This is a genomic window from Alteromonas sp. ABH2_165, assembly GCF_056159945.1.
On record NZ_JBSWWF010000005.1, the window covers coordinates 155,501 to 176,952 of the forward strand.

Below are 21,452 nucleotides of genomic sequence, written 5' to 3' on the forward strand. Positions count from 1 at the left end.
TATCGTACCTGCTAGTTGGCAGGCGTGTTATGTTCTTCGAGTTTTGCTTCAGCTTTAGCCAGTTTCTTTTCAATATCGCGGCGCGACTCAACCATCTCATTGGCAAGCTCCGCCAGAGACTTAAACTCAGCAAATCCCAGCTGACGGGTGTCTATTTTCTGATATTGCCGCTTACAACGGTAAAAGAACATGACGAAATTAGCAAAGGCACGATGAAATGTGGCAAAACTTTTCACCAACAACAAGATAAGCGCCAGCGACGTAGCAGCGGCAATAGACAGGCTATAAACCCGCACCTGCTGTTGTTGTGCTTCGATTAGCGGTTGCAGTGCCACTTCAATACTATTCAGTTTGTCTTCCACATCGTGGGCCTGGCGACGGAATTCACCGCGAAGACCTTCGTTGTGACTCAACCCCATAGAGAATATGGCTTCAGAAAGTTGATTAAAGTTACTCGCGTAATTATCAATTAAAACCCCCGCCGCCTTATTATTGCTAATAGCCGCAGACTGACGAAGTTGCTCTAAGGCTTGAGCCACTGTCTGACGGTAAAAGCCTTCGTGGGTCAGTAAATAATTACGGGTAGCCAGTTGAAGAATTACCTTTTGCTGATAAGCCGGTTTTCCGTAATCAAAAAACGCATCCCGCTCCATACTGGTTTCAATTTCAGTGAGCTTGCCTTGCAGGCCACTTTGCCGGGTGAGCCCAATCTGGCTTTGCAAGGTGACCACTTTCTGAAACAGGCGCTGGTAGTCGTCCATGCTTTGGGCAAGAACGCCTGTTTGCTCAACAGGAAGCGCGTAATCTTCTAGCAGAGGTGACAACCTCACCAAATCTTGTGCGAAGCGCTCAGAGCGCGCGGTAAACCGGTGGTAATAGTCCATTTGATGGCGCAAAAGGAAGTCTTTCTCGTGGCGCCTGAGCTGCAACAATTCCTGCTCGAGATGCAGCAGTAAGTTATGTTGCTCGTGAAGCTTGAACAAGTGCTTAGTGAATACGTGCTGATTCAGCACTAACAGTGTCATACCAACAACACAGATCAAGGTCATTAGCATCAGACGGGATTTTATAGAGTCAAAGCGCATGGCAAACACCACTTTATTTATCAACAGCTCAAAGTAACGCAGCTTTGTTAAGAGAATGTTTCAACTTCAACCGTCATAGCGTCCTTATTGCTCTAGTGACATGGTGATCTGGGTGTAACCCCCTATAGCGGCGCAAAAACCAAACAGCGACACTGGAAGCATAACAACGACAAGGCCATCTGTAACGGCCAGTAAACAACATGTGGTGGAGCGACGAAGATGAAAAAATTTACCCTCTCAGCCTTAGCGGCGGCGATGATAACACTTCCTGCACAAGATGCACTTGCTGATGCTTATATTGGCGAACAATTACAGGAAACCCTGCTGACCTTAGCAGACAACCAGCCCGTCATGGCGGTGGTTACCTACGAGCAATTAGATCCTTTGGCTGAAACCCAACTTCAGCAGCTCCTTGACCTCGGGATTACTGAGGGCGTTCAGTTCAACACCCTGCCAATCATTGGTGTGCTGGCAACAAAAGCGCAAATTTCTGAGATCGCGGCCATGGACGGTGTGCGGTCTGTTTTTGCCAACCGCACGGTCAAGTTCTACAACGAAGAATCCCGACAAATCACTGGGGTCGACCAACTGCAAAGTGAAGATTTCATTAGCCGAAATGGTATGGCTTACACAGGGAAAGGTGTAACCATCATGGTGAATGATTCGGGTATTGATGCCACCCACCAGGATTTATTCTTTGGCGACAAGGTTGTCGAAAATGTTCAGGCCGTTACACACGCATCTGCATTATCTCTCACTGGCGTGACCAACGGCTTTACCTTAACTGGACAGCCGAATACCGATCTCAATTCCGGTCACGGCACACATTGTGCAGGAACCATTGCCGGTACAGGCATGATGTCTGATGGTAAACACCAAGGCGCAGCGCCTGATGCTGATCTTATTGGCTATGGCTCCGGCGGCGGCGTATTAATACTCGACTCACTGGGTGGTTTTGATTTTGCTATCAGCAATCTCTACAGCTATGACAGCCCCATAAAAGTGATCAGTAATTCCTGGGGTTCCAGTGGTAAATACGATCCACTTGGCCCGGTTTCTATGGCCACGTATAAAGCACACAAATTAGGGATTATGAGTGTGTTTGCAGCGGGTAACTCTGGCCCGGGTGAAGACTCACACAATCCTTATGCACAAATTCCCTGGGGCATCTCTGTTGGTGCTGGTGATAAAACAGGAAAACTTGCCGATTTCTCATCCCGGGGTTTAGCGTCTGAATCAGGTACGTTTACGATGCCAGACGGCACAGAGTGGACCTACAACAATGACGTCACCATTGTTGCACCCGGCGTAGATATCATTTCTACCCGGGCATCCACTAACCTGGTCGCCAACGGCGGGGACGCTGATCTTGCAGCCATTGAGCCTGAATACATTCCTTTCTACACCATGATTTCCGGTACCTCAATGGCTACGCCCCATGTAGCCGGTATCATTGCGTTGATGCTGGAAGCGAACCCTGAACTGGATAACCTGACCATCAAAAAGTTACTCCAAGAATCTGCCACCAACATGCCTGGCTATGAGCGCTGGGAAGTGGGTGCGGGTTATGTTAATGCTAAAGCTGCCGTTGCCGCCTCGCTGAATTACGACATGAACTATGACGTCACAGTGAATAATCTCGAAGACAAAACCTTCAATACCAATGCATTAACAACCCCTTCTGATGATGTGACCACACTGGATGTATTTTATTCCCCTGTGGGCGAACCAGAAATTCAATATTTCGAAGTGGCCGAAGACGTGGCGCTGGTTAAGGCTGCAAGTAGTACCCTTGCCAACCTGACCAAACTGGTACTGGTTGCTCCTGACGGTACAGAATATTTTGGCAACCTGACAACACCGGTACTGACTGAGAGCATGCGCGTGTCTGCGCCAGGCATGGCGGGAACGTGGGGCGTTTATGTATATGGCCTAACATCACTATCTGGCGTAACGGCCGATCCACTTGGGTTAACAAATGGCCCGGGCCTGCCTGAAAACTTTTCTGTTGATGTCACTTACGAGATATCAGGTGGTTTCCAGGGTCTCGATGACGTTGAAGGCCACCCGTACGCCGGTGCTATTGAGTTCGCTATCAGTGAACGTCTGGTTGACGGTTTGAATCACCGCAAATTCTTCCCGGAAACGCGGTTGAAGCGCAGCGGATTTGCTAAATACGCGACCATGGGCGGCGCGGTAAGACAATATAGAGATTTGTTAAACGAACCATTGCCAGCAGCTTCTGGAGTGCCTGCTGCGCACCGTCCATTTATGGAAGCGGTATTAAGTCCTGGTGCGGCACTCAAAGACATGACAGGTTCACAGGCGCCGCTGTTGCTCTCGCCTTCAGGCACTGCTGATAGCAACGGTTTATATACCAAACTCGATGCGGCTTACTCATTTGTACAAATGTTAGGGCTCGAAAATTCAGCTACAACATTTGATCCTATCAATGATATAGTCGTTGAATATAGAGGAGAGCAAATAGTTTTGGCCGATCAGGACAGCATCCCTGATGAATTAAAAGGGTATGTACAGTTAGCCATCGACTTGTCACTGGTTAACGTTGAGTTTGGTATTGAACAGGGAGCGTTTGATTTATCGCCTACTTTCACTGCCACATTCTCACCTGAAGAAGCGGTAACACGCGCACATTATGCCGTGTTGGCTTCACGCTTTTACACTCAATACTATCAATGAGTTAGTTTCCGGTGCAGCCCGTTTTAGTGCTGCACCGGACGTGATTAAGTAAACCGTTTTTAATGAGGTGATAATATGCAAACAAACATTGTGCGATCGCTCACCGCCGTAGCGGCGATGTGTTTTACCTTGGTATCGGCGGCAAAAGCCGACGTCGTATTGCCCCAAACGCTAAATTATTCTGATAACGCCGTCACCGCCTCTATCCAGGTAACTGACACAATTGCCGTCGACCTTTCCATCGAGTTTGAAAAAGTCGTAGGACTGAATCCTGAAACATTCACTATTAGCGCTGAAATGCTCTCCCCCAATGCGTTATCTATTACTGAGCGTCTGAATTCGCTGCTCGTCTCGCCCACAACTGCGTTTCCCGTTGTGGTGTCTATTACCCCCGATCCTGACAGCGGCTTTGCGTTTGAAGGCGTGGCAACAGTAGAGCTATATACCAAAGCTATTCATTACACCCCTGATTTACCGCTGCGTCTATTTACCTCTCACGCTGATGGTACATTCACTGACATGACCACGCTGGTTTCTGCCGGCAGTATTCGGGCCAGAGGCAACACGGGTAAATTCTCTGATTTTATGATCATGCTAGATACCCGCACACCTGCCAATATTGTAAGTGACAAGGTATCAGATATTGAGAGTTTCCTATCTCTGCATGGCAACCTTATCCAGCCAGTTACACTTGCAGCCATTGAACATAGCATGACTTTATTGTCTTTCGCCGTGTCTGATCAGGATTTTGATAGTGCACTGGAAGAAGTAGACAGTCTGGTAAGCCTTATCAGTGCGGCTCCTGCTGGTGCAATGCCTGATGTATGGCAAGCGTCTGATACGCTGGTAAATGTTGAAGGTGAACTGAAGTCAAAATTCTCCAGTTTACGGTATGCCCTGCGGGTAATGTAATCTGACCGGAGCAGATAATTATGCCTTTGCAGGTTGCCCTTGCTGAACAAAATGGGATTGTCACCCAAAGAACACTGATGCCGGGACGACATTATGTTCTCGGCCGCAGTGAACTAGCTGATATTGTTATCCCTCATCCTCAGGTGTCACGTCAGCATGCCATTCTGATTGCCCAAAATGACGACCGCTGGAGCCTCCAGGATACCAGTACCACGGGTTGTTTTATCCATGGAAAATCCGTTTCGTCGTTGATGCTGGATTCCTCTGTTGTTTTACACTTTGGTCCGGTAGCGTGTGAGCTAACAACCACCAGTGTTGATTCTGAAATGCAGGCTGCTTCGCTTGATATCTGGCAGCAATCCAGACTCAAAGCACTGAAGTCTGCGCTCTCTGATTGCGCGGACACCCAGTCACTCATCGACATGGCGCAAAACTGTTTCGCTCAAACGCTTCGTTGTGAACGAACTGCGGTACTCCTTTGCGATAACGATGCGAATATTTCGCAGGCTACGGGCTACCAACCCTGGATGGATGAAAGCCGATTTACCGGCAGTCGAACCGTAATAAGGAATGCCATATCCCAGAAGCAACCGCTTGCACTGGGTAATATCATGCAGCTTGACGATTACAATACGCAGCAAAGCGTTATCGCGAATCGAATTCAGGCAGCCGTTTGCATCCCCCTTTTTGACGAGTCCAATGTCATTGGCGTGCTATATGGTGACAACATTTCCGGTAGGCAGTATTTCACCGAAAACGAAGTTGCCTTCGCGCGACAGATTGCTGATTTATTATCTTTGCGATTGTTATTCCACTCTATCGAACATAAACTGAACCTGATACGTCAATCCTGACAGGTGCCCCACTGGGCAATTACAGGGTAAGTTTTGCATAATAATAAAGGTGCTTCCCAAGCGGATGCACTACATACACAACAATTGCAAAACGCTTCCTTACCGGAGGCAGGTTTAGTCCTGTCTGATCGTTTCAAGGTCATCCGTCAGCTTGGAAAAGGCGCTCAAGCCAGTGTTTTCCTTGCCTATGACATGTTGCTCCAAACAGATGTTGCGCTGAAGTACATTCCCGACGCGAATACGAACCCTGCCGGCATGGAGGTGCTTCGCAACGAAGTGAACATAGGTAGAAAGTTACAACATCCCCGCATCATTCGCATTCACGACGTCTACACCCATTTTAACGATGCCTTTTTCACCATGTCGTTTGTGCCGGGTAACCCGCTTTATCTGCGCATGGAAAAGCCAGTATCGTTAGCCCGTTATCAAGTATGGCGGGATCAATTACTTGATGCACTCATGGCCTGTCACATTGCCGGTATCAGCCATGGCGATATCAAACCGGATAACATTCTCATTGATGAACACGATGAGCTGCTGTTAATTGATTTTGGTATCGGTCACGAGGCCAGCCAGAATGAACACACCAGCGGTCATGTTGCATTCACCGCACCTGAAGTCATCGCTACGGGTAAGGCGTCAGCGACCTCCGAGATTTATTCTGCTGGCAAAGTGCTTGAACAGGTTCTCGACGCTGTTACTGTAAACACAACGGCGGATAAGCGAAGCCTGAATGCTGAACGTAAATTACTCAGCAAATTGACCAGCCATTCGCCTCAGGCTAGGCCGCAATATAGTGATTTCCCGTCAATTAAAGACGGAAGCTATCAAGTGAACACCTATTCATTTTTAGTTGTCGGGGCGGTAATTCTCGCTTCAATATACCTGATGCTGATGGTGTTTAAGTTTTACTCCACAGACTCAGTACCGCCAGTAACAACATCGGGTACAAAGCGATTGCTGCTATTAGCTGCTGATGATGTACCGGTACTGAAAACCATTAACGCCATGGTCGCACTGCCTTTGAGTACATCCCCGGAGATTGACGTCATCGATCAACATACGACCTTTGAAGTTGCCAAGAATCTATCGCTACAGCCGTTCATCAATCAGCATGATCGGGTCGACCTTGCCACTACCATGAGTGCAGATATTGTCGTTAATGTTGATGCATCCGAAGCCAGCGCGACACATTGGGTGATTCGGGCCACCGGCAGAAGTATGCCTGCAGATAGCGTACTGTTTGATTTCACCCAACCCTTTTCAATCGAGCAGTTGTCTGCCGACGCACAAGCATTTGCCAGCCAACTCAGTGAGGCCCTTCTCACCTCTTCATCCACAACAGTCACATCTAAGCAGGACACAGCATTCATATCGAGCTATTTCCTCGATAGTGATCGGTTTAACCAAGCTGACAGCAGTGCCGCATTATTTCAGTTAAAAGAAGCCGCCCCGACCTACCCCGGCGGATGGCTTTTTGCAGCCCGTCAGGCTCTTAATCAAAATGACATCAGTGCCTGTCGAGAATATCTTGATGTATTGTTTAGCCTGCCTGACGTTGACCCATTCTTTACCCTCAGTGGTCAATACATAAGAGCACTCGCGAACGACGATCTTGAACTTGCCATAAGCACCACTACTGAACTCAATAAGCGCTATCCAGATCGCGCCAGCCTTTTAGTTGAGCTAGGTATGGTAATGGAATGGTCGGGAGACATGGATGCGGCTGCCCACGCCTATGAGCAAGCAACCCAGCAGGCGCCAGGCGAAGGCCAATATTGGTTTGAGCTGGCCAGAATAAAAATCATTAACGGCGACATCAGTGATGCCATCAATCATGAACTAACCAAAGCCCTTGTGGCTTTCAGAACTCGTGGAGATCATGAAGGCCAGGGATTGGTGCTAAATGCATTTGGAGTCGCCCACTTAAGGCTGGCCGAATATGATACCGCCAGCAAGTATTTTTCTGATGCGCTGGCATTTCGCACTGTTAACGATTACCCGGCGCAGCGAGCAACAACGCTGGCGAACTTAGCCAACGCCGCGGCGGTGCTCGGCAACTATGATGAAGCGGCAGCGTCACTCAACGAAGCTTCAGACATTCTCGCTGAGCTGGGCGACAACGAAGAATTAGCCCATGTACTGGATACCCTTGGTTTCCTTTACGAGGAACAGGGACAGTACGCCAAGGCACTCACTTATTATAAGCGTGGTTTGGACATACGTGTTCAGGAAAGTAATCGAAGTGAAAAAGCGGCAAGCATGAGCAATGTGGCTTTCATGCATTTTCTCACCGGCGATTTTTCTCTGGCCGATATTTATTGGCAACAGGCGCTTAATCAGTTCATTTCTGCTCAAGACAAGGCACATGTGGTGCGCACTCAACAGAATATTGCCCAGCTCTCCCTCGTGAAAGGAGACTGGATCGCCGCCAGCAGATTACTGCAGAACACATCCGGAGAAATCTCAGGGAACATGCAGCAGGAAGCGATGATTAATCATCTGCTGTTCAGTTATCTACAATTTGCCAGGGGCGATTTAACAGCCAGCACATTAGCACTGCAACAGGCTGAGGCGCTGGCATTGGAAACGACAGACCCACGCTCCCAGGCTGAAATTCAATTATGGCATGGTGAGGTGTGTTTGATGATCGCTGACTTTGACTGCCTGAGTGAACAAATCAATGATGCTGAGTCATTTATTACTGCGCAGATGAGCGAACAGACCGCCATGCTAACCTGGCTAAAAGTGGCATTAAGCATTGAAACTGAGGGCGTATCTTCAGCGCCCGAACGAGATACCATGCAAACTCTGTTTCCAGGAAATATACCGGTACTCACAGAAATAAAGATTGCGCTCGATCTTCAACAACGCTTAGCGTTAGGTAAAGACAGCGACCTCATGAAACGTGCATCATCGCTGATGAAGCCCATTTATTATCAGTATTACTTACAATTACTGTACCTCAAAGCCCGCAGTGGAGAAGATGTGTCAAACGCGCTTAAGCAAGCACTGGCTGCCCATCCTGATTTCTGGCGCAGTCATTTGTACTACAGTGTATTAGGTGACGCAGGTAGCCAGCAACTGATGCAAAAAAGCCTTGAAGACTGGCTTTTACAACTCAACGAAGAACAGGCAAAACAATACAGGGCTGCATATCTTGGGCAACGATAAACAGGACATCATCTCCGATATACTTAAGCAACAAGCCTTCCTCAAACAACGGTTAGATGAGGAGCAGCTTCAGCTTACCAGTATGGCTAAGCGGCTGTGGGCTCAGCAAGAAGCCGATAAAGCCAACCTCTCCCGTGAGCTTCACGATGGGATTGGCCAACTGCTTACCGCTCTCACTCGCCGATTGAGCACGTTAGGCAATCGTGATCCTGAGTTTGTTGAGCTTGCAGAAATAGCCAATATGGCATTGGAAGATGTGAGACATCTTTCACGAATGATGAGCCCAACCATTCTTGACGACTTGGGCCTAAAGCCGGCACTAAAGTGGCTGTGCCGTTCATTATTTGAAGACACCGATATGCAATGCGACTGTCAGGTTCAGCTTCATAGTGATATCGCCGACGACCTAAGCATGCTGGTATTTAGAATTTCCCAGGAAGTACTTACAAATGCATTGAAGCATAGTGGTGCTGCGCATATTTCCCTGAGCTTGCAAAGCAGTTACAACTCGCTATTGCTAGAGATCCATGACGATGGCAACGGATTTGACTATGAGCAAGTGGCAAAGGGCGTCGGGCTGACAAGCATTGCTGACCGCGCTAAGGCCTTCGACGCTAAGCTGAACATTATTTCTCGCCCAGGAAAAGGCACCCAGACAAGAGTAACCATTCCCCTATGAGCATTAAAATTATCATTGCAGATGATCATGTCATCATGCGCCAGGGCCTGATCCAAATGTTACAGGCCAACGGCCATTTTACAGTGATTGGAGAATGTGGCGATGGTGTCAGTTTAATTAATCTCGTGCTGACCGAGAGCCCAGATGTGGTATTGATGGATATCTCCATGCCCGAAATGAGCGGTCTCGTGGCAATCGACAAAATACTCGCACAACGGCCGATGACACGTATTCTAGTGCTGTCGATGCATAACGAACGGGAATATATGGAAGCAATGCGCGATGCTGGTGCCAAGGGATATCTGCAGAAAGAAACCTCTGCTGATGCGCTGGTTCAGGCGATTAAACAGGTCGCTGCAGGTAAACAAATTTTTCCGGGATTGGAATCATTAACCGCAGAGACGTCACCGGCAACCATTAGTCCACTCAGTGTACTTACCCGCAGAGAACGTGAAGTGTTCTTTCTCGTGGCAGCCGGTAATACCAGCAAAAAAATAGCGGAATTGCTTACGATGAGTCTCAAAACGGCTGAAAATCATCGTAGCAATATTTACAAGAAGCTGAATGTTTCAAGTTCTGCTGAGCTTATCAGGCTGGCCGGCAAAGCCGGCCTCCTTGAATAACTTACAGCTGATCTTTCAGTGTTAGACTGAAAGCCACATCGGCGCGGGTTACTGCATTATCTGGTACAAACGATGCTGCAACCGTAGGTTCCAAATCGAATCTGCCCTGACTCACTGACACCGACACCTGCATAATGCCTGAAGCCAATGCCTGCTGCACATAGCCTCGCATGGAAGGTGAAATTTCGGCGCTATCATCAATTTCAATCGCTTCGCCAAAAACAATGGCAACAATCGGAGACTCTGGAGCAAACGCTTCTGCCGCCTCTTGTAATCCCATAGCCTGAACCAGTGAATAAGCCAGCGCTTCACGGCTAACCGTATCATCGCTTCCGAATACCGATGCCGAGTCTGTGAGCATGACAGGGTTCATCGACTGTACACGGTCTGATAGCAGCGTCCCAGGCGTAGATACGCTGTTTAAGACTGCGCCAAATTCTCCAGCGTCACTGAATGTACTGTTATTGCCGGTCAAAGTTTGACGCAAGCTTGAAGAAAGCGACAATGCATCTGCAAGTTCAACCCGGCTGATAAAAATGTCTGGCTTGAATCCATCAGCCGTACCGTCCATCAAGTGCTTACCTACAACATATTCCACGTAGCTTTGTGCTGGATGGCCATCGACATCGTCTAGGCCAGTATATCCAGCGGTCTCGAGCAAGCGGATATTCACCTCTGTTGTGCTCGGCACACCAAGGCCATTTGTGACACCAAGGGGATCGACAGATACACCACTGATACTGCCAATACCGCTGCTATACAATTTCCAGGTTCCAGCCATGCCCGGTGCAGATGTACCTACGGCAGAACCCAGTGCAGGCAAGCCAATTCCTGAACCATAACGGTTACCTGCAGGATCTTCGAGAACAAAAGCGGTACCGGTTTCAATTGATGCAGATGCCAGCACCATGGAAACATTATCTGCAACAATGAATGTTTCTGTGGGCCTCTCGCCTACTGGCACATACGTAGTTTCAAGGGTAAAACTGTCACCTTCAGTGATATTGGCATAAGCGTTAAACTCGCGGTCTATTTTCAGCGTATCGCCGAAAACCTCTTCCCCGTTAACCACTGCACTCACTGCCGCGTGTGCATTCACATAGCCGGCACCGGCCTCCCAGGCAGCAAGTCCAGCCATGGGGGTAGCCGTTTCTTGAAGGATACGTTTAACGTCAAACCATTGCAGATTAGGATCAGCTTCGAGCATCAGTGCAACAATCCCTGACACATGCGGTGCTGCCATAGATGTACCACTAGAAACCGTATAGAAGGGCAGATGCTGAGGCTCAATCATGGCAGCATCATCCTGGGCGCTGAGTCCGCCTAAACTGGATGTTGACGCTCTCACCGAAATGACATCCACACCAGGTGCGGTAACCGTTGGACGGTCTTCCCATGTAAACACTTCGCCATTAACAACCACTTCGCCCCCCTTACCATCGACACCCCGAGAACTAAAGTCTGCCAGATTGCCCTCTTTATCGCCTGCTGCTACGGTAATAACCCAAGGTGCCTTTTTGAAGTTACCTGTAATCGTTGACTCACCAGCACCTGAATTACCCGCCGAGAAAACCGTTATGATGCCGCGATCAGCAAGCGCTTTGGTAGCCACGTTTGTAGGATCATCCGGATTAAACGGCGTACCTACATCACCGGTATTGCCGAACGAGTTTGAAATAACGCGGATGTTATAATCAAATTGATGGGTAAGCGCATAGTCAAAGCCGCCAAGCGTATCTAGGATAAAAAGCGCTGCACCAGAGCCGTAACCAATAATATCAGCACCAGGCGCTACCCCGGCATGTAGGCCGCTACTTTGTGCACCGTTGCCGCCAACCGTACCAGCAACATGACTGCCGTGTCCGCCACCAATATCACTATTCGCGACATTCTCCTGGTAGGTGATGGGAAGAATACTGCTGAAGCTTGCTAGATTCGTCTGGGCAAGTACGTTTTGTACAACGTGATCAGGATAAGCGATGTCTGAATGTGTGCCATCTACGCCAGAGTCATTCACTACTACGCCAATTCCACGGCCTGAATACGGCACACCATTGTGACGAAGGTTACGATCAGCGCGCATAGCCTGTACGCCTGTGATTTCAGTAGACTCGTAATTTTCTAATTCGAGTTGAGCATTGTCATAAACTGACACTACATCATCACGAGCATAGAGTGCTTCAACCTGCGTTTTAGTGGCCAGTATGCCAACGATAGGTAAGTTCTGTAGTTTTACCCCTTGAGAAACACCCAACGCAGCAAGCGCATCAAGCTGTAGAGCACTTACCGGTCCGGTACCGTCGAAAGTAACGATGACTTGTTGTAATTGTTCTGGCGCTTCTGCGAGTTTATCCGCTAATGCGATATCAAACGTTTTTGCAGACACTGGTGCCATAGGAAGAGCACAGGCGACAGTGATTGAGAGTAGTGTTTTTTTAGTTAGATTTTTCATCAGGAACCCCTTGTTGTTTACCTGATGAGTATTGTCTTTTGACTATTTTATGGACATAGGTATTTACCCCTATTAATCGAAAATGCATTCACTCTGCCATATGTATCGATTAATTGCGGGCATAAAAAAAGGCCGCTTGCGCGACCTTTTTTTGGACTAGCTTGAAGCTATCAACGATTACTCGATGATTTTAGCAACAACACCAGCACCTACAGTACGACCACCTTCACGGATTGCGAAGCGCAGACCTTCTTCCATCGCGATAGGCGCGATCAGGTCAACTTCGAATTTCAGGTTGTCACCTGGCATTACCATTTCAACGCCTTCTGGCAGTTGAACAGCACCAGTTACGTCAGTTGTACGGAAGTAGAACTGTGGACGGTAACCTTTGAAGAATGGAGTGTGACGACCGCCTTCATCTTTAGACAGTACGTATACTTCCGCTTCAAATTTAGTGTGAGGAGTGATTGAACCAGGCTTAGCCAGTACTTGACCACGCTCAACGTCGTCACGCTTAGTACCACGCAGCAGAACACCAACGTTCTCACCTGCACGACCTTCGTCAAGCAGCTTACGGAACATTTCAACACCGGTACAAGTAGTCTTGGTAGTATCTTTGATACCAACGATTTCTACTTCTTCACCAACTTTGATGATACCTTGCTCAACACGACCAGTTACAACAGTACCACGGCCTGAGATTGAGAATACGTCTTCGATTGGCAGGATGAACGGCTTATCGATAGCACGCTCTGGCTCTGGAATATAAGAATCCAGTGCTTCACCCAGTTCAATGATTTTCTTTTCCCACTCTGCGTCGCCTTCAAGAGCTTTCAGAGCAGAACCTTTGATTACTGGCAGATCGTCGCCTGGGAATTCGTATTCAGTCAGAAGTTCACGAACTTCCATCTCAACCAGTTCCAGCAGCTCTTCATCATCAACCATGTCACATTTATTCATGAATACGATGATGTAAGGGATACCAACCTGACGACCCAGCAGGATGTGCTCACGAGTCTGTGGCATAGGACCATCAGTCGCCGCAACTACCAGGATACCGCCGTCCATCTGAGCAGCACCAGTGATCATGTTTTTAACGTAATCAGCGTGTCCTGGGCAGTCTACGTGCGCGTAGTGGCGAGTAGGCGTGTCATATTCTACGTGTGAAGTAGAGATGGTGATACCACGTGCTTTTTCTTCAGGCGCGTTATCGATTTGATCGAAAGCCTGAGCTGAACCACCGTAAGTCTTAGACAGTACAGTAGTGATCGCAGCGGTCAGAGTGGTTTTACCGTGGTCAACGTGGCCGATAGTACCCACGTTTACGTGGGGTTTCGTACGTTCAAACTTTTCTTTTGCCATTTTTCTCGTTTCCTAAGTTAAAAGTCCGACCCAATACAGACCGGACCGAACCTTCATTAAGATTTAGTTTCTTGATTCGATAATCGCTTTTGCAACATTGCTAGGCGCTTCAGAGTAATTGAAGAACTCCATAGAGTATGACGCGCGACCCTGCGTTTGTGAACGCAGATCGGTGGCATACCCAAACATTTCTGAAAGCGGAACCTTCGCGCGAACAATTTTGATCCCGCCAATTCCGTCTTCCATTCCTTCGATCATGCCGCGACGACGATTCAGATCGCCTACAACATCACCCATCCAATCTTCTGGAGTGGTTACTTCAACTTTCATAGTGGGTTCGAGCAATACTGGATTTGCCTCAGCACAACCTTTCTTGAAACCCATAGAGCCGGCGATCTTAAACGCCATTTCAGAAGAGTCAACATCATGGTACGAACCATCGAACAAAGTAACCTTTACATCAAGTACAGGATACCCTGCCAGGACACCATTTTGCAGCTGCTCCTGAATTCCTTTGTCTACCGCAGGAATGAATTCTTTTGGTACAACACCACCAACGATTTCATTAACGAATTCGTAGCCTGCACCTTCTTCCTGTGGCTCGATACGCAGCCAGACGTGACCAAATTGTCCACGTCCGCCTGACTGACGGACAAACTTACCTTCCGCTTCGACCTTACTGCGAATGGTTTCACGATAAGCAACCTGGGGTTTACCCACGTTACATTCAACCTTAAATTCGCGCTTCATACGGTCGACAATAATATCGAGGTGCAGTTCACCCATACCGGAAATAATCGTTTGGCCGGTTTCGTCGTCGGTTTTCACCTTGAACGACGGGTCTTCTGCAGCCAGTTTACCCAGCGCAAGACCCATTTTTTCCTGGTCTGCCTGAGATTTTGGCTCTACGGCGATGGAAATTACCGGATCAGGGAATTCCATACGCTCAAGTGTAATAACATGATTCGGATCACACAAGGTGTCTCCGGTGGTCACGTCTTTCAGTCCGATTGCGGCGGCGATGTCACCAGCACGAACCTCTTTTAATTCTTCGCGGTCTTTCGCGTGCATTTGCACGATACGACCAAATCGCTCACGTTTTGCTTTCACTGGGTTGTAAACAGTGTCACCGGTGTTTACCACACCTGAATAGCAACGGAAGAACGTGAGGGTGCCCACGAACGGGTCTGTAGCAATTTTAAATGCCAGCGCCGAGAATGGTTCGTCATCATCTGCATGACGTTCTGCGTGCGTTTCTTTGCCATCATCGAGCACACCATCAATGGCCGGAACGTCTACTGGCGCCGGCAGGTATTCGATTACAGCATCAAGAACGGCCTGAACACCTTTGTTCTTGAAAGCACTACCACAGGTAGCCAGAACGATTTCGTTGTTCAGTACGCGGGTACGCAGACCCTGACGGATTTCCTCTTCGGTCAGCTCTTCGCCTTCCAGGTACTTTTCCATCAGTTCTTCTGACGCTTCGGCAGCCGCTTCGATCATCTCGGTGCGGTACTTTTCTGCTTTATCAGCAAGTTCAGCCGGAATGTCTTCATAGGTAAATGTCATACCCATATCTTCTGCATTCCAGTTGATGGACTTCATCTTGATTAAATCGATGACGCCACGGAAATTTTCCTCTGCACCAATATTCAGTTGAATCGGTACACAGGTAGCGCCCAAACGTTTGCGGATCTGACCCACAACACGTTCAAAATCCGCACCGGCACGGTCCATCTTATTGACGAAAACCATGCGCGGCACGTGATATTTATCAGCCTGACGCCAGACTGTTTCTGATTGAGGCTCTACCCCGGAAGACCCACAAAATACAACCACCGCGCCATCGAGTACACGCAAAGAACGTTCTACTTCAATAGTGAAGTCAACGTGTCCCGGTGTATCAATGATGTTGATACGGTGTTGATCGTACTGCTGCTGCATTCCAGACCAGAAGCACGTGGTGGCAGCAGAAGTGATCGTGATACCACGCTCTTGCTCCTGCTCCATCCAGTCCATAGTGGCAGCGCCATCATGCACTTCACCAATTTTGTGTGATAGTCCTGTATAAAACAGAACACGCTCAGTAGTTGTGGTCTTACCCGCATCTACGTGGGCGACAATACCAATATTACGATAACGCTCAATTGGGGTCTTACGAGGCATACGTCTCTCTCAGTTTAAACGTTGATTACCAACGGTAGTGTGCGAACGCTTTGTTCGCTTCGGCCATACGGTGAACGTCTTCACGTTTCTTAACCGCAGAACCTTTGTTGTCTGCTGCATCTAACATTTCAGCTGCAAGGCGTTGTGCCATGGACTTTTCGCCACGTTTACGTGCCGCTTCAACCATCCAACGCATACCCAGCGCGTTACGACGAACAGGACGAACTTCTACAGGAACCTGGTAAGTAGAACCACCCACACGGCGTGATTTAACTTCCACTGTAGGACGGATGTTGTCCAGAGCGTCTTCGAACACGTCTAAGTGTGCTTTGCCGGTTTTTTCAGCAACAATATCAAGCGCACCGTAAACAATCTTTTCAGCAACTGATTTCTTGCCGTCGAGCATTACGACATTCATGAATTTAGCAAGCAGTTGTGAACCAAATTTTGGTTCTGGTAGGATTTTACGTTGACCTACGACTCTTCTTCTTGGCATTTTACAATTCTCCGTATGAATTCAGGGAAATCCCAAAACTCTAATTACTTCAGTTTGGCCTTACTAACGGAGAACCGTTAAGATTTAGGCCGTTTTGCGCCGTACTTAGAACGGGCTTGACGACGATCGTTAACGCCTGCGCAGTCCAGAGTACCGCGAACAGTGTGATAACGAACACCTGGTAAGTCTTTAACACGACCACCACGGATAAGAACAACGCTGTGCTCTTGCAGGTTGTGGCCTTCACCACCGATGTATGAAGACACTTCGAAACCGTTAGTTAAACGTACACGACATACTTTACGCAGTGCAGAGTTTGGTTTCTTAGGCGTAGTGGTATATACACGAGTACATACACCACGACGTTGTGGGCAAGCTTGCAGTGCAGCTACGTTGCTTTTTGCAACTGGCTGACGACGTGGCTTACGCACTAACTGGTTAACTGTTGCCATTAACTAGCTCCTGTTAGTAAATAATAAAAACCCGATACCATGGTCGGGTCTGCTAAACGGCTTAAGAATTCTGAGACTTTATGTAAATGTGCTCTACATTTACCGGCCCTCAAATAAAAAAACCGCGCCCCTCGTTCAGACTGTCTCAGTTAAAAATAACGGACTTACCTGAAATTGGGTCGCGGAATTCTAATGATCTCATAAGCCAGTGTCAAGGTGTACAAAGGATAACCAAGGGATTATTCACTGTTCTACACCAAAACATCGTTGAGCAGCAGTTTCCTGCTACTCAACGAAAGGTCTTACTCGCCTGAGTCATCTCCGGCGTTTAATGCTTCGGTTAGTGCCTGTTCTGCTTCAGCCGCAGACACAGACATTTCCTCGATAGCTTCAGCACGCTTCTGCATACGACGCTCGTGGTATGCGAAACCGGTACCGGCAGGGATCAGTCGACCAACAATTACGTTTTCTTTCAGACCACGTAAATCGTCTTCTTTGCCCTGTACCGCAGCTTCTGTCAGTACGCGTGTTGTTTCCTGGAACGATGCTGCAGAGATGAAAGACTCTGTAGACAGTGACGCCTTGGTAATACCCAGCAACTGTGTTTCGTACAGTGCAGGCAGTTTACCGGCTTTTTCCATTTCACGGTTCGCGATCTTAACGTGAGCCACTTCAACCTGTTCGCCTTCCAGGAACTGCGTATCGCCTGGTGCAGTGATAATACACTTACGCAGCATCTGACGGATTACCACCTCGATGTGCTTATCGTTAATTTTTACACCCTGCAGACGGTAAACTTCCTGAACTTCGTTCACGATGTAGTTAGAAACCGCACTGATACCACGCAGACGCAGGATATCATGTGGAGACTCAGGACCATCGGCCAGAACTTCGCCGCGCTCTACAGATTCACCTTCGAACACGTTCAGCTGACGCCACTTAGGAATCATCTCTTCGTAAGCATCTGCACCGTCTTTCGGTGTGATAACCAGACGTTTCTTACCTTTGGTTTCTTTACCGAAACCAATGGAACCGGAGATTTCAGCCAAGATTGCAGGTTCTTTCGGCTTACGCGCTTCGAACAAGTCAGCAACCCGCGGCAGACCACCGGTGATGTCACGTGTTTTCGAGCTTTCCTGAGGAATACGTGCTAACACGTCACCGGCGTGAGCCAGTTTGCCATCTGCCGCTTCGATAGTCGTAAAGCTAGGCAGACGAATTTCCTGCAGACCAGTCTCATCACTTTCCAGGATCAGCTTAGGCTCTTTAGCGTTAACTTTAGCCAGGTCTTTAACCACAACACGGGTCAGACCGGTCAGCTCATCCTGCTGCATTTCGGTGTTGGAGTCGTCGATATCGGCAAACGAGATCTTAGACGGACGCTCAACCACGATTGGGTGACTATGCGGATCCCAGTTTGCTACTACTTCACCGGCCTTAACTGCTGCGCCATCATCTACAGACAGAATTGCACCGTAAGGCACTTTATAGCGCTCTTTCTCACGGCCGAAGCTGTCGATAACCGTCAGTTCGGTAGAACGTGAAACGATAACCACTTTGTCGTCCTGGTTGCGAACGAACTTAGCGTTATGCATTTTCAGGCTACCTTCAGTTTTAACCTGAACGCTGCTTTCTGCTGATGCTCTTGATGCCGCCCCCCCGATGTGGAACGTACGCATGGTAAGCTGTGTACCTGGCTCACCGATTGACTGAGCAGCGATAACACCAACAGATTCACCTTTCGCCACCATGTGACCACGTGCAAGGTCACGACCGTAACACTTGGCACAAACACCGAAGTCATTGTCACAAGTGATAACCGAGCGAACCATCATCTGGTCAACAGAGTTCTGCTCCAGCATGTCTACCAGTGCTTCGTCCAGCAGCGTGTTACGTTCAACCAGTACTTCATCAGTACCCGGCTTGATTACGTCTTCTGCTACCACACGACCCAGTACACGCTCACGCAGCGGCTCAACAACGTCACCACCTTCAATCAGTGGTGTCATCTTCACGCCTTCAAACGTACCACAGTCGTCATTGGTGATAACCAAATCCTGTGCAACGTCTACCAGACGACGAGTCAGGTAACCCGAGTTCGCAGTTTTCAGTGCCGTATCGGCAAGACCCTTACGAGCACCGTGAGTTGAGATGAAGTACTGTAATACGTTCAGACCTTCACGGAAGTTTGCCGTGATTGGCGTTTCGATGATAGAACCATCTGGCTTAGCCATCAGACCACGCATACCAGCCAGCTGACGAATCTGTGCGGCACTACCACGAGCACCGGAGTCGGCCATCATATAAACAGAGTTAAATGACGCTTGCTCTTCTTCTTCACCGTCACGGTTGATTACGGTATCAACCTTCAGGTTATCCATCATCGCACGGGCAACTTTTTCGTTGGCGTTTGACCAGATATCGATAACTTTGTTGTAACGTTCACCAGCAGTAACAAGACCGCCTTGGAACTGTTCCTGAATTTCGATAACTTCAGCTTCTGCAGCTTCGATAATGTCTTTCTTCGCAGCTGGGATAACCATATCGTCGATACCAACAGACGCACCCGCGATCATCGCGTAGTGGAAACCGGTATACATGATTTGGTCAGCGGCGATAACAGTATCTTTCAGACCCAGCGTACGGTAACACTCGTTAAGCAGTTTAGAGATCTGCTTTTTACCCATCGCTTGGTTGATAATTTCAAACGGCAGACCCTTAGGCAGGATCAGAGAGAAAATCGCACGACCAACTGTGGTGTCAGTTAATGTTACTTTCTCAGTTTTGGTGCCGTCTTCAGCAATGTCATATTCAGTAATACGTACTTTTACGCGTGCGTGCAGTTCTGCCGCATCGGTACGATACGCTTTTTCAGCTTCGTGCGGGCTGGTAAATACCATGCCTTCGCCACGGCCGTTTACTTTGTCACGGGTCAGGTAGTACAGACCCAATACAACGTCCTGTGAAGGTACGATGATTGGCTCACCGTTCGCAGGAGACAGGATGTTGTTGGTAGACATCATCAGGGCGCGTGCTTCTAACTGTGCTTCGATAGTCAGAGGTACGTGAACCGCCATTTGGTCACCGTCGAAGTCAGCGTTGTATGCCGCACACACCAGTGGGTGCAGTTGAATCGCTTTACCTTCGATCAGGGTAGGTTCGAATGCTTGGATACCCAGTCTGTGCAGTGTTGGTGCACGGTTAAGTAATACCGGGTGTTCGCGGATTACTTCATCCAGAACGTCCCATACTTCCGGTGCTTCGCGCTCTACCAGCTTTTTAGCAGCTTTGATGGTAGTCGCCAGACCACGACCTTCCAGCTTGCCGTAGATGAATGGCTTGAACAGCTCAAGTGCCATCTTCTTAGGCAGACCACATTGGTGCAGACGCAGTGTAGGACCAACAGTGATTACAGAACGGCCAGAGTAGTCAACACGCTTACCGAGCAGGTTCTGACGGAAACGACCTTGCTTACCTTTAATCATATCGGCAAGTGATTTCAGAGGACGCTTATTAGAACCGGTAATTGCACGACCGCGACGACCGTTATCAAGCAACGCATCTACCGCTTCCTGAAGCATACGCTTTTCGTTACGTACGATGATATCTGGCGCGGCCAGATCCAACAGACGCTTCAGACGGTTGTTTCGGTTGATAACACGACGATACAGATCGTTCAGGTCAGAAGTCGCAAAACGTCCACCGTCCAGTGGTACCAGAGGACGCAAGTCCGGTGGCAGAACTGGCAGTACAGTCATGATCATCCACTCTGGCTTGTTGCCAGACTGTTGGAATGATTCAAGCAGCTTCAGACGCTTGGTGATTTTCTTACGCTTGGTTTCAGAGTTGATTGAAGGCAACTCTTCACGCATTGCTGCAACATCAGCATCTACGTCGAGCACTTTCAACAGATCGAAAACGGCTTCAGCACCCATTTTCGCATCGAACTCGTCACCGTGCTCTTCCAGCGCATCCAGGTATTCTTCTTCGTTCAGAAGCTGGCTACGCTCTAACGTTGTCATACCAGGTTCGGTAACAACATAAGATTCGAAATACAGTACGCGCTCAATATCACGCAGGGTCATGTCCAGCATCAAACCGATACGTGACGGCAGTGATTTCAGGAACCAGATGTGGGCAACCGGACTAGCCAGTTCGATGTGACCCATACGCTCACGACGTACTTTGGTCAGTGTAACTTCAACGCCACACTTCTCACAGATAACACCACGGTGCTTAAGACGCTTATACTTACCGCAAAGACATTCGTAGTCTTTCACAGGTCCGAAAATACGCGCGCAGAACAGACCGTCACGCTCTGGTTTGAACGTACGGTAGTTGATGGTTTCAGGCTTTTTCACCTCACCGAAAGACCATGAACGAATCATGTCCGGTGAAGAAAGACCAATTCGAATATTATCGAATTCTTCGGTCTTGTTTTGTTGCTTTAGAAACTTTAATAAGTCTTTCACATTACTCTCCCAGCGGAGTCAGTCT

Annotated in this window: 13 protein-coding genes; 6 read left to right on the forward strand and 7 right to left on the reverse strand. The window is 48.5% G+C overall.

Features of this window, described 5'->3' with window-relative positions; genetic code table 11:
- Nucleotides 1–11 precede the first annotated feature (11 nt).
- Nucleotides 12–1,085 (reverse strand): chemotaxis protein, encoded by a 1,074-nt coding sequence (locus ACXAFQ_RS11370; protein WP_474821820.1) that lies wholly within the window; start codon nt 1,083–1,085, stop codon nt 12–14.
- Nucleotides 1,086–1,304: 219 nt separating this feature from the next.
- On the opposite strand from ACXAFQ_RS11370, the gene ACXAFQ_RS11375 reads away from it, so the two are divergent.
- From ACXAFQ_RS11375 to ACXAFQ_RS11400, 6 genes are all read left to right on the forward strand, one after another.
- Nucleotides 1,305–3,785, forward strand: a complete 2,481-nt coding sequence (locus ACXAFQ_RS11375) for a S8 family peptidase (RefSeq protein WP_474821824.1) — start codon at nt 1,305–1,307, stop codon at nt 3,783–3,785.
- A gap of 75 nt (nt 3,786–3,860) precedes the next feature.
- Complete coding sequence (locus ACXAFQ_RS11380; RefSeq protein ID WP_474821826.1) at nt 3,861–4,697, forward strand: DUF6689 family protein; 837 nt, start codon at nt 3,861–3,863, stop codon at nt 4,695–4,697.
- A 20-nt stretch (nt 4,698–4,717) separates the two neighbouring features.
- On the forward strand, nt 4,718–5,551 hold the full coding sequence (locus ACXAFQ_RS11385) for an FHA domain-containing protein (protein WP_474821830.1): 834 nt from the start codon (nt 4,718–4,720) through the stop codon (nt 5,549–5,551).
- Nucleotides 5,552–5,584: 33 nt separating this feature from the next.
- A complete protein-coding gene (locus ACXAFQ_RS11390) occupies nt 5,585–8,725 on the forward strand; it encodes a protein kinase domain-containing protein (RefSeq protein WP_474821833.1) in 3,141 nt (1,046 codons plus the stop codon).
- Nucleotides 8,712–9,404, forward strand: coding sequence for a sensor histidine kinase (locus ACXAFQ_RS11395; protein ID WP_474821837.1), 693 nt, complete (start codon nt 8,712–8,714; stop codon nt 9,402–9,404). Before ACXAFQ_RS11390 ends, ACXAFQ_RS11395 begins: the two co-directional genes overlap by 14 nt.
- On the forward strand, nt 9,401–10,027 hold the full coding sequence (locus tag ACXAFQ_RS11400; RefSeq protein WP_474821839.1) for a response regulator: 627 nt from the start codon (nt 9,401–9,403) through the stop codon (nt 10,025–10,027). Before ACXAFQ_RS11395 ends, ACXAFQ_RS11400 begins: the two co-directional genes overlap by 4 nt.
- 1 nt (nt 10,028) lies before the next feature.
- Here ACXAFQ_RS11400 and ACXAFQ_RS11405 read toward each other — a convergent pair whose 3' ends face one another.
- From ACXAFQ_RS11405 to rpoC, 6 genes are all read right to left on the reverse strand, one after another.
- Nucleotides 10,029–12,479 (reverse strand): S8 family serine peptidase, encoded by a 2,451-nt coding sequence (locus tag ACXAFQ_RS11405; RefSeq protein WP_474821843.1) that lies wholly within the window; start codon nt 12,477–12,479, stop codon nt 10,029–10,031.
- A gap of 177 nt (nt 12,480–12,656) precedes the next feature.
- Nucleotides 12,657–13,841: an elongation factor Tu gene (gene tuf / locus ACXAFQ_RS11410; RefSeq protein ID WP_474821845.1), complete on the reverse strand. Its 1,185-nt coding sequence runs from the start codon at nt 13,839–13,841 to the stop codon at nt 12,657–12,659.
- A gap of 63 nt (nt 13,842–13,904) precedes the next feature.
- A complete protein-coding gene (fusA, locus tag ACXAFQ_RS11415; protein WP_474821847.1) occupies nt 13,905–16,007 on the reverse strand; it encodes an elongation factor G in 2,103 nt (700 codons plus the stop codon).
- Nucleotides 16,008–16,032: 25 nt separating this feature from the next.
- The gene (gene rpsG / locus ACXAFQ_RS11420) at nt 16,033–16,503 is read right to left on the reverse strand and encodes a 30S ribosomal protein S7 (protein WP_070123208.1); all 471 of its coding nucleotides are present in this window, start codon (nt 16,501–16,503) and stop codon (nt 16,033–16,035) included.
- A gap of 77 nt (nt 16,504–16,580) precedes the next feature.
- Complete coding sequence (gene rpsL / locus ACXAFQ_RS11425; protein ID WP_070123207.1) at nt 16,581–16,955, reverse strand: 30S ribosomal protein S12; 375 nt, start codon at nt 16,953–16,955, stop codon at nt 16,581–16,583.
- Between the two features lie 302 nt (nt 16,956–17,257).
- Entirely contained in the window at nt 17,258–21,427 is a 4,170-nt protein-coding gene (gene rpoC, locus ACXAFQ_RS11430) for a DNA-directed RNA polymerase subunit beta' (RefSeq protein ID WP_474821854.1), read from the reverse strand.
- Between the last annotated feature and the right edge of the window lie 25 nt (nt 21,428–21,452).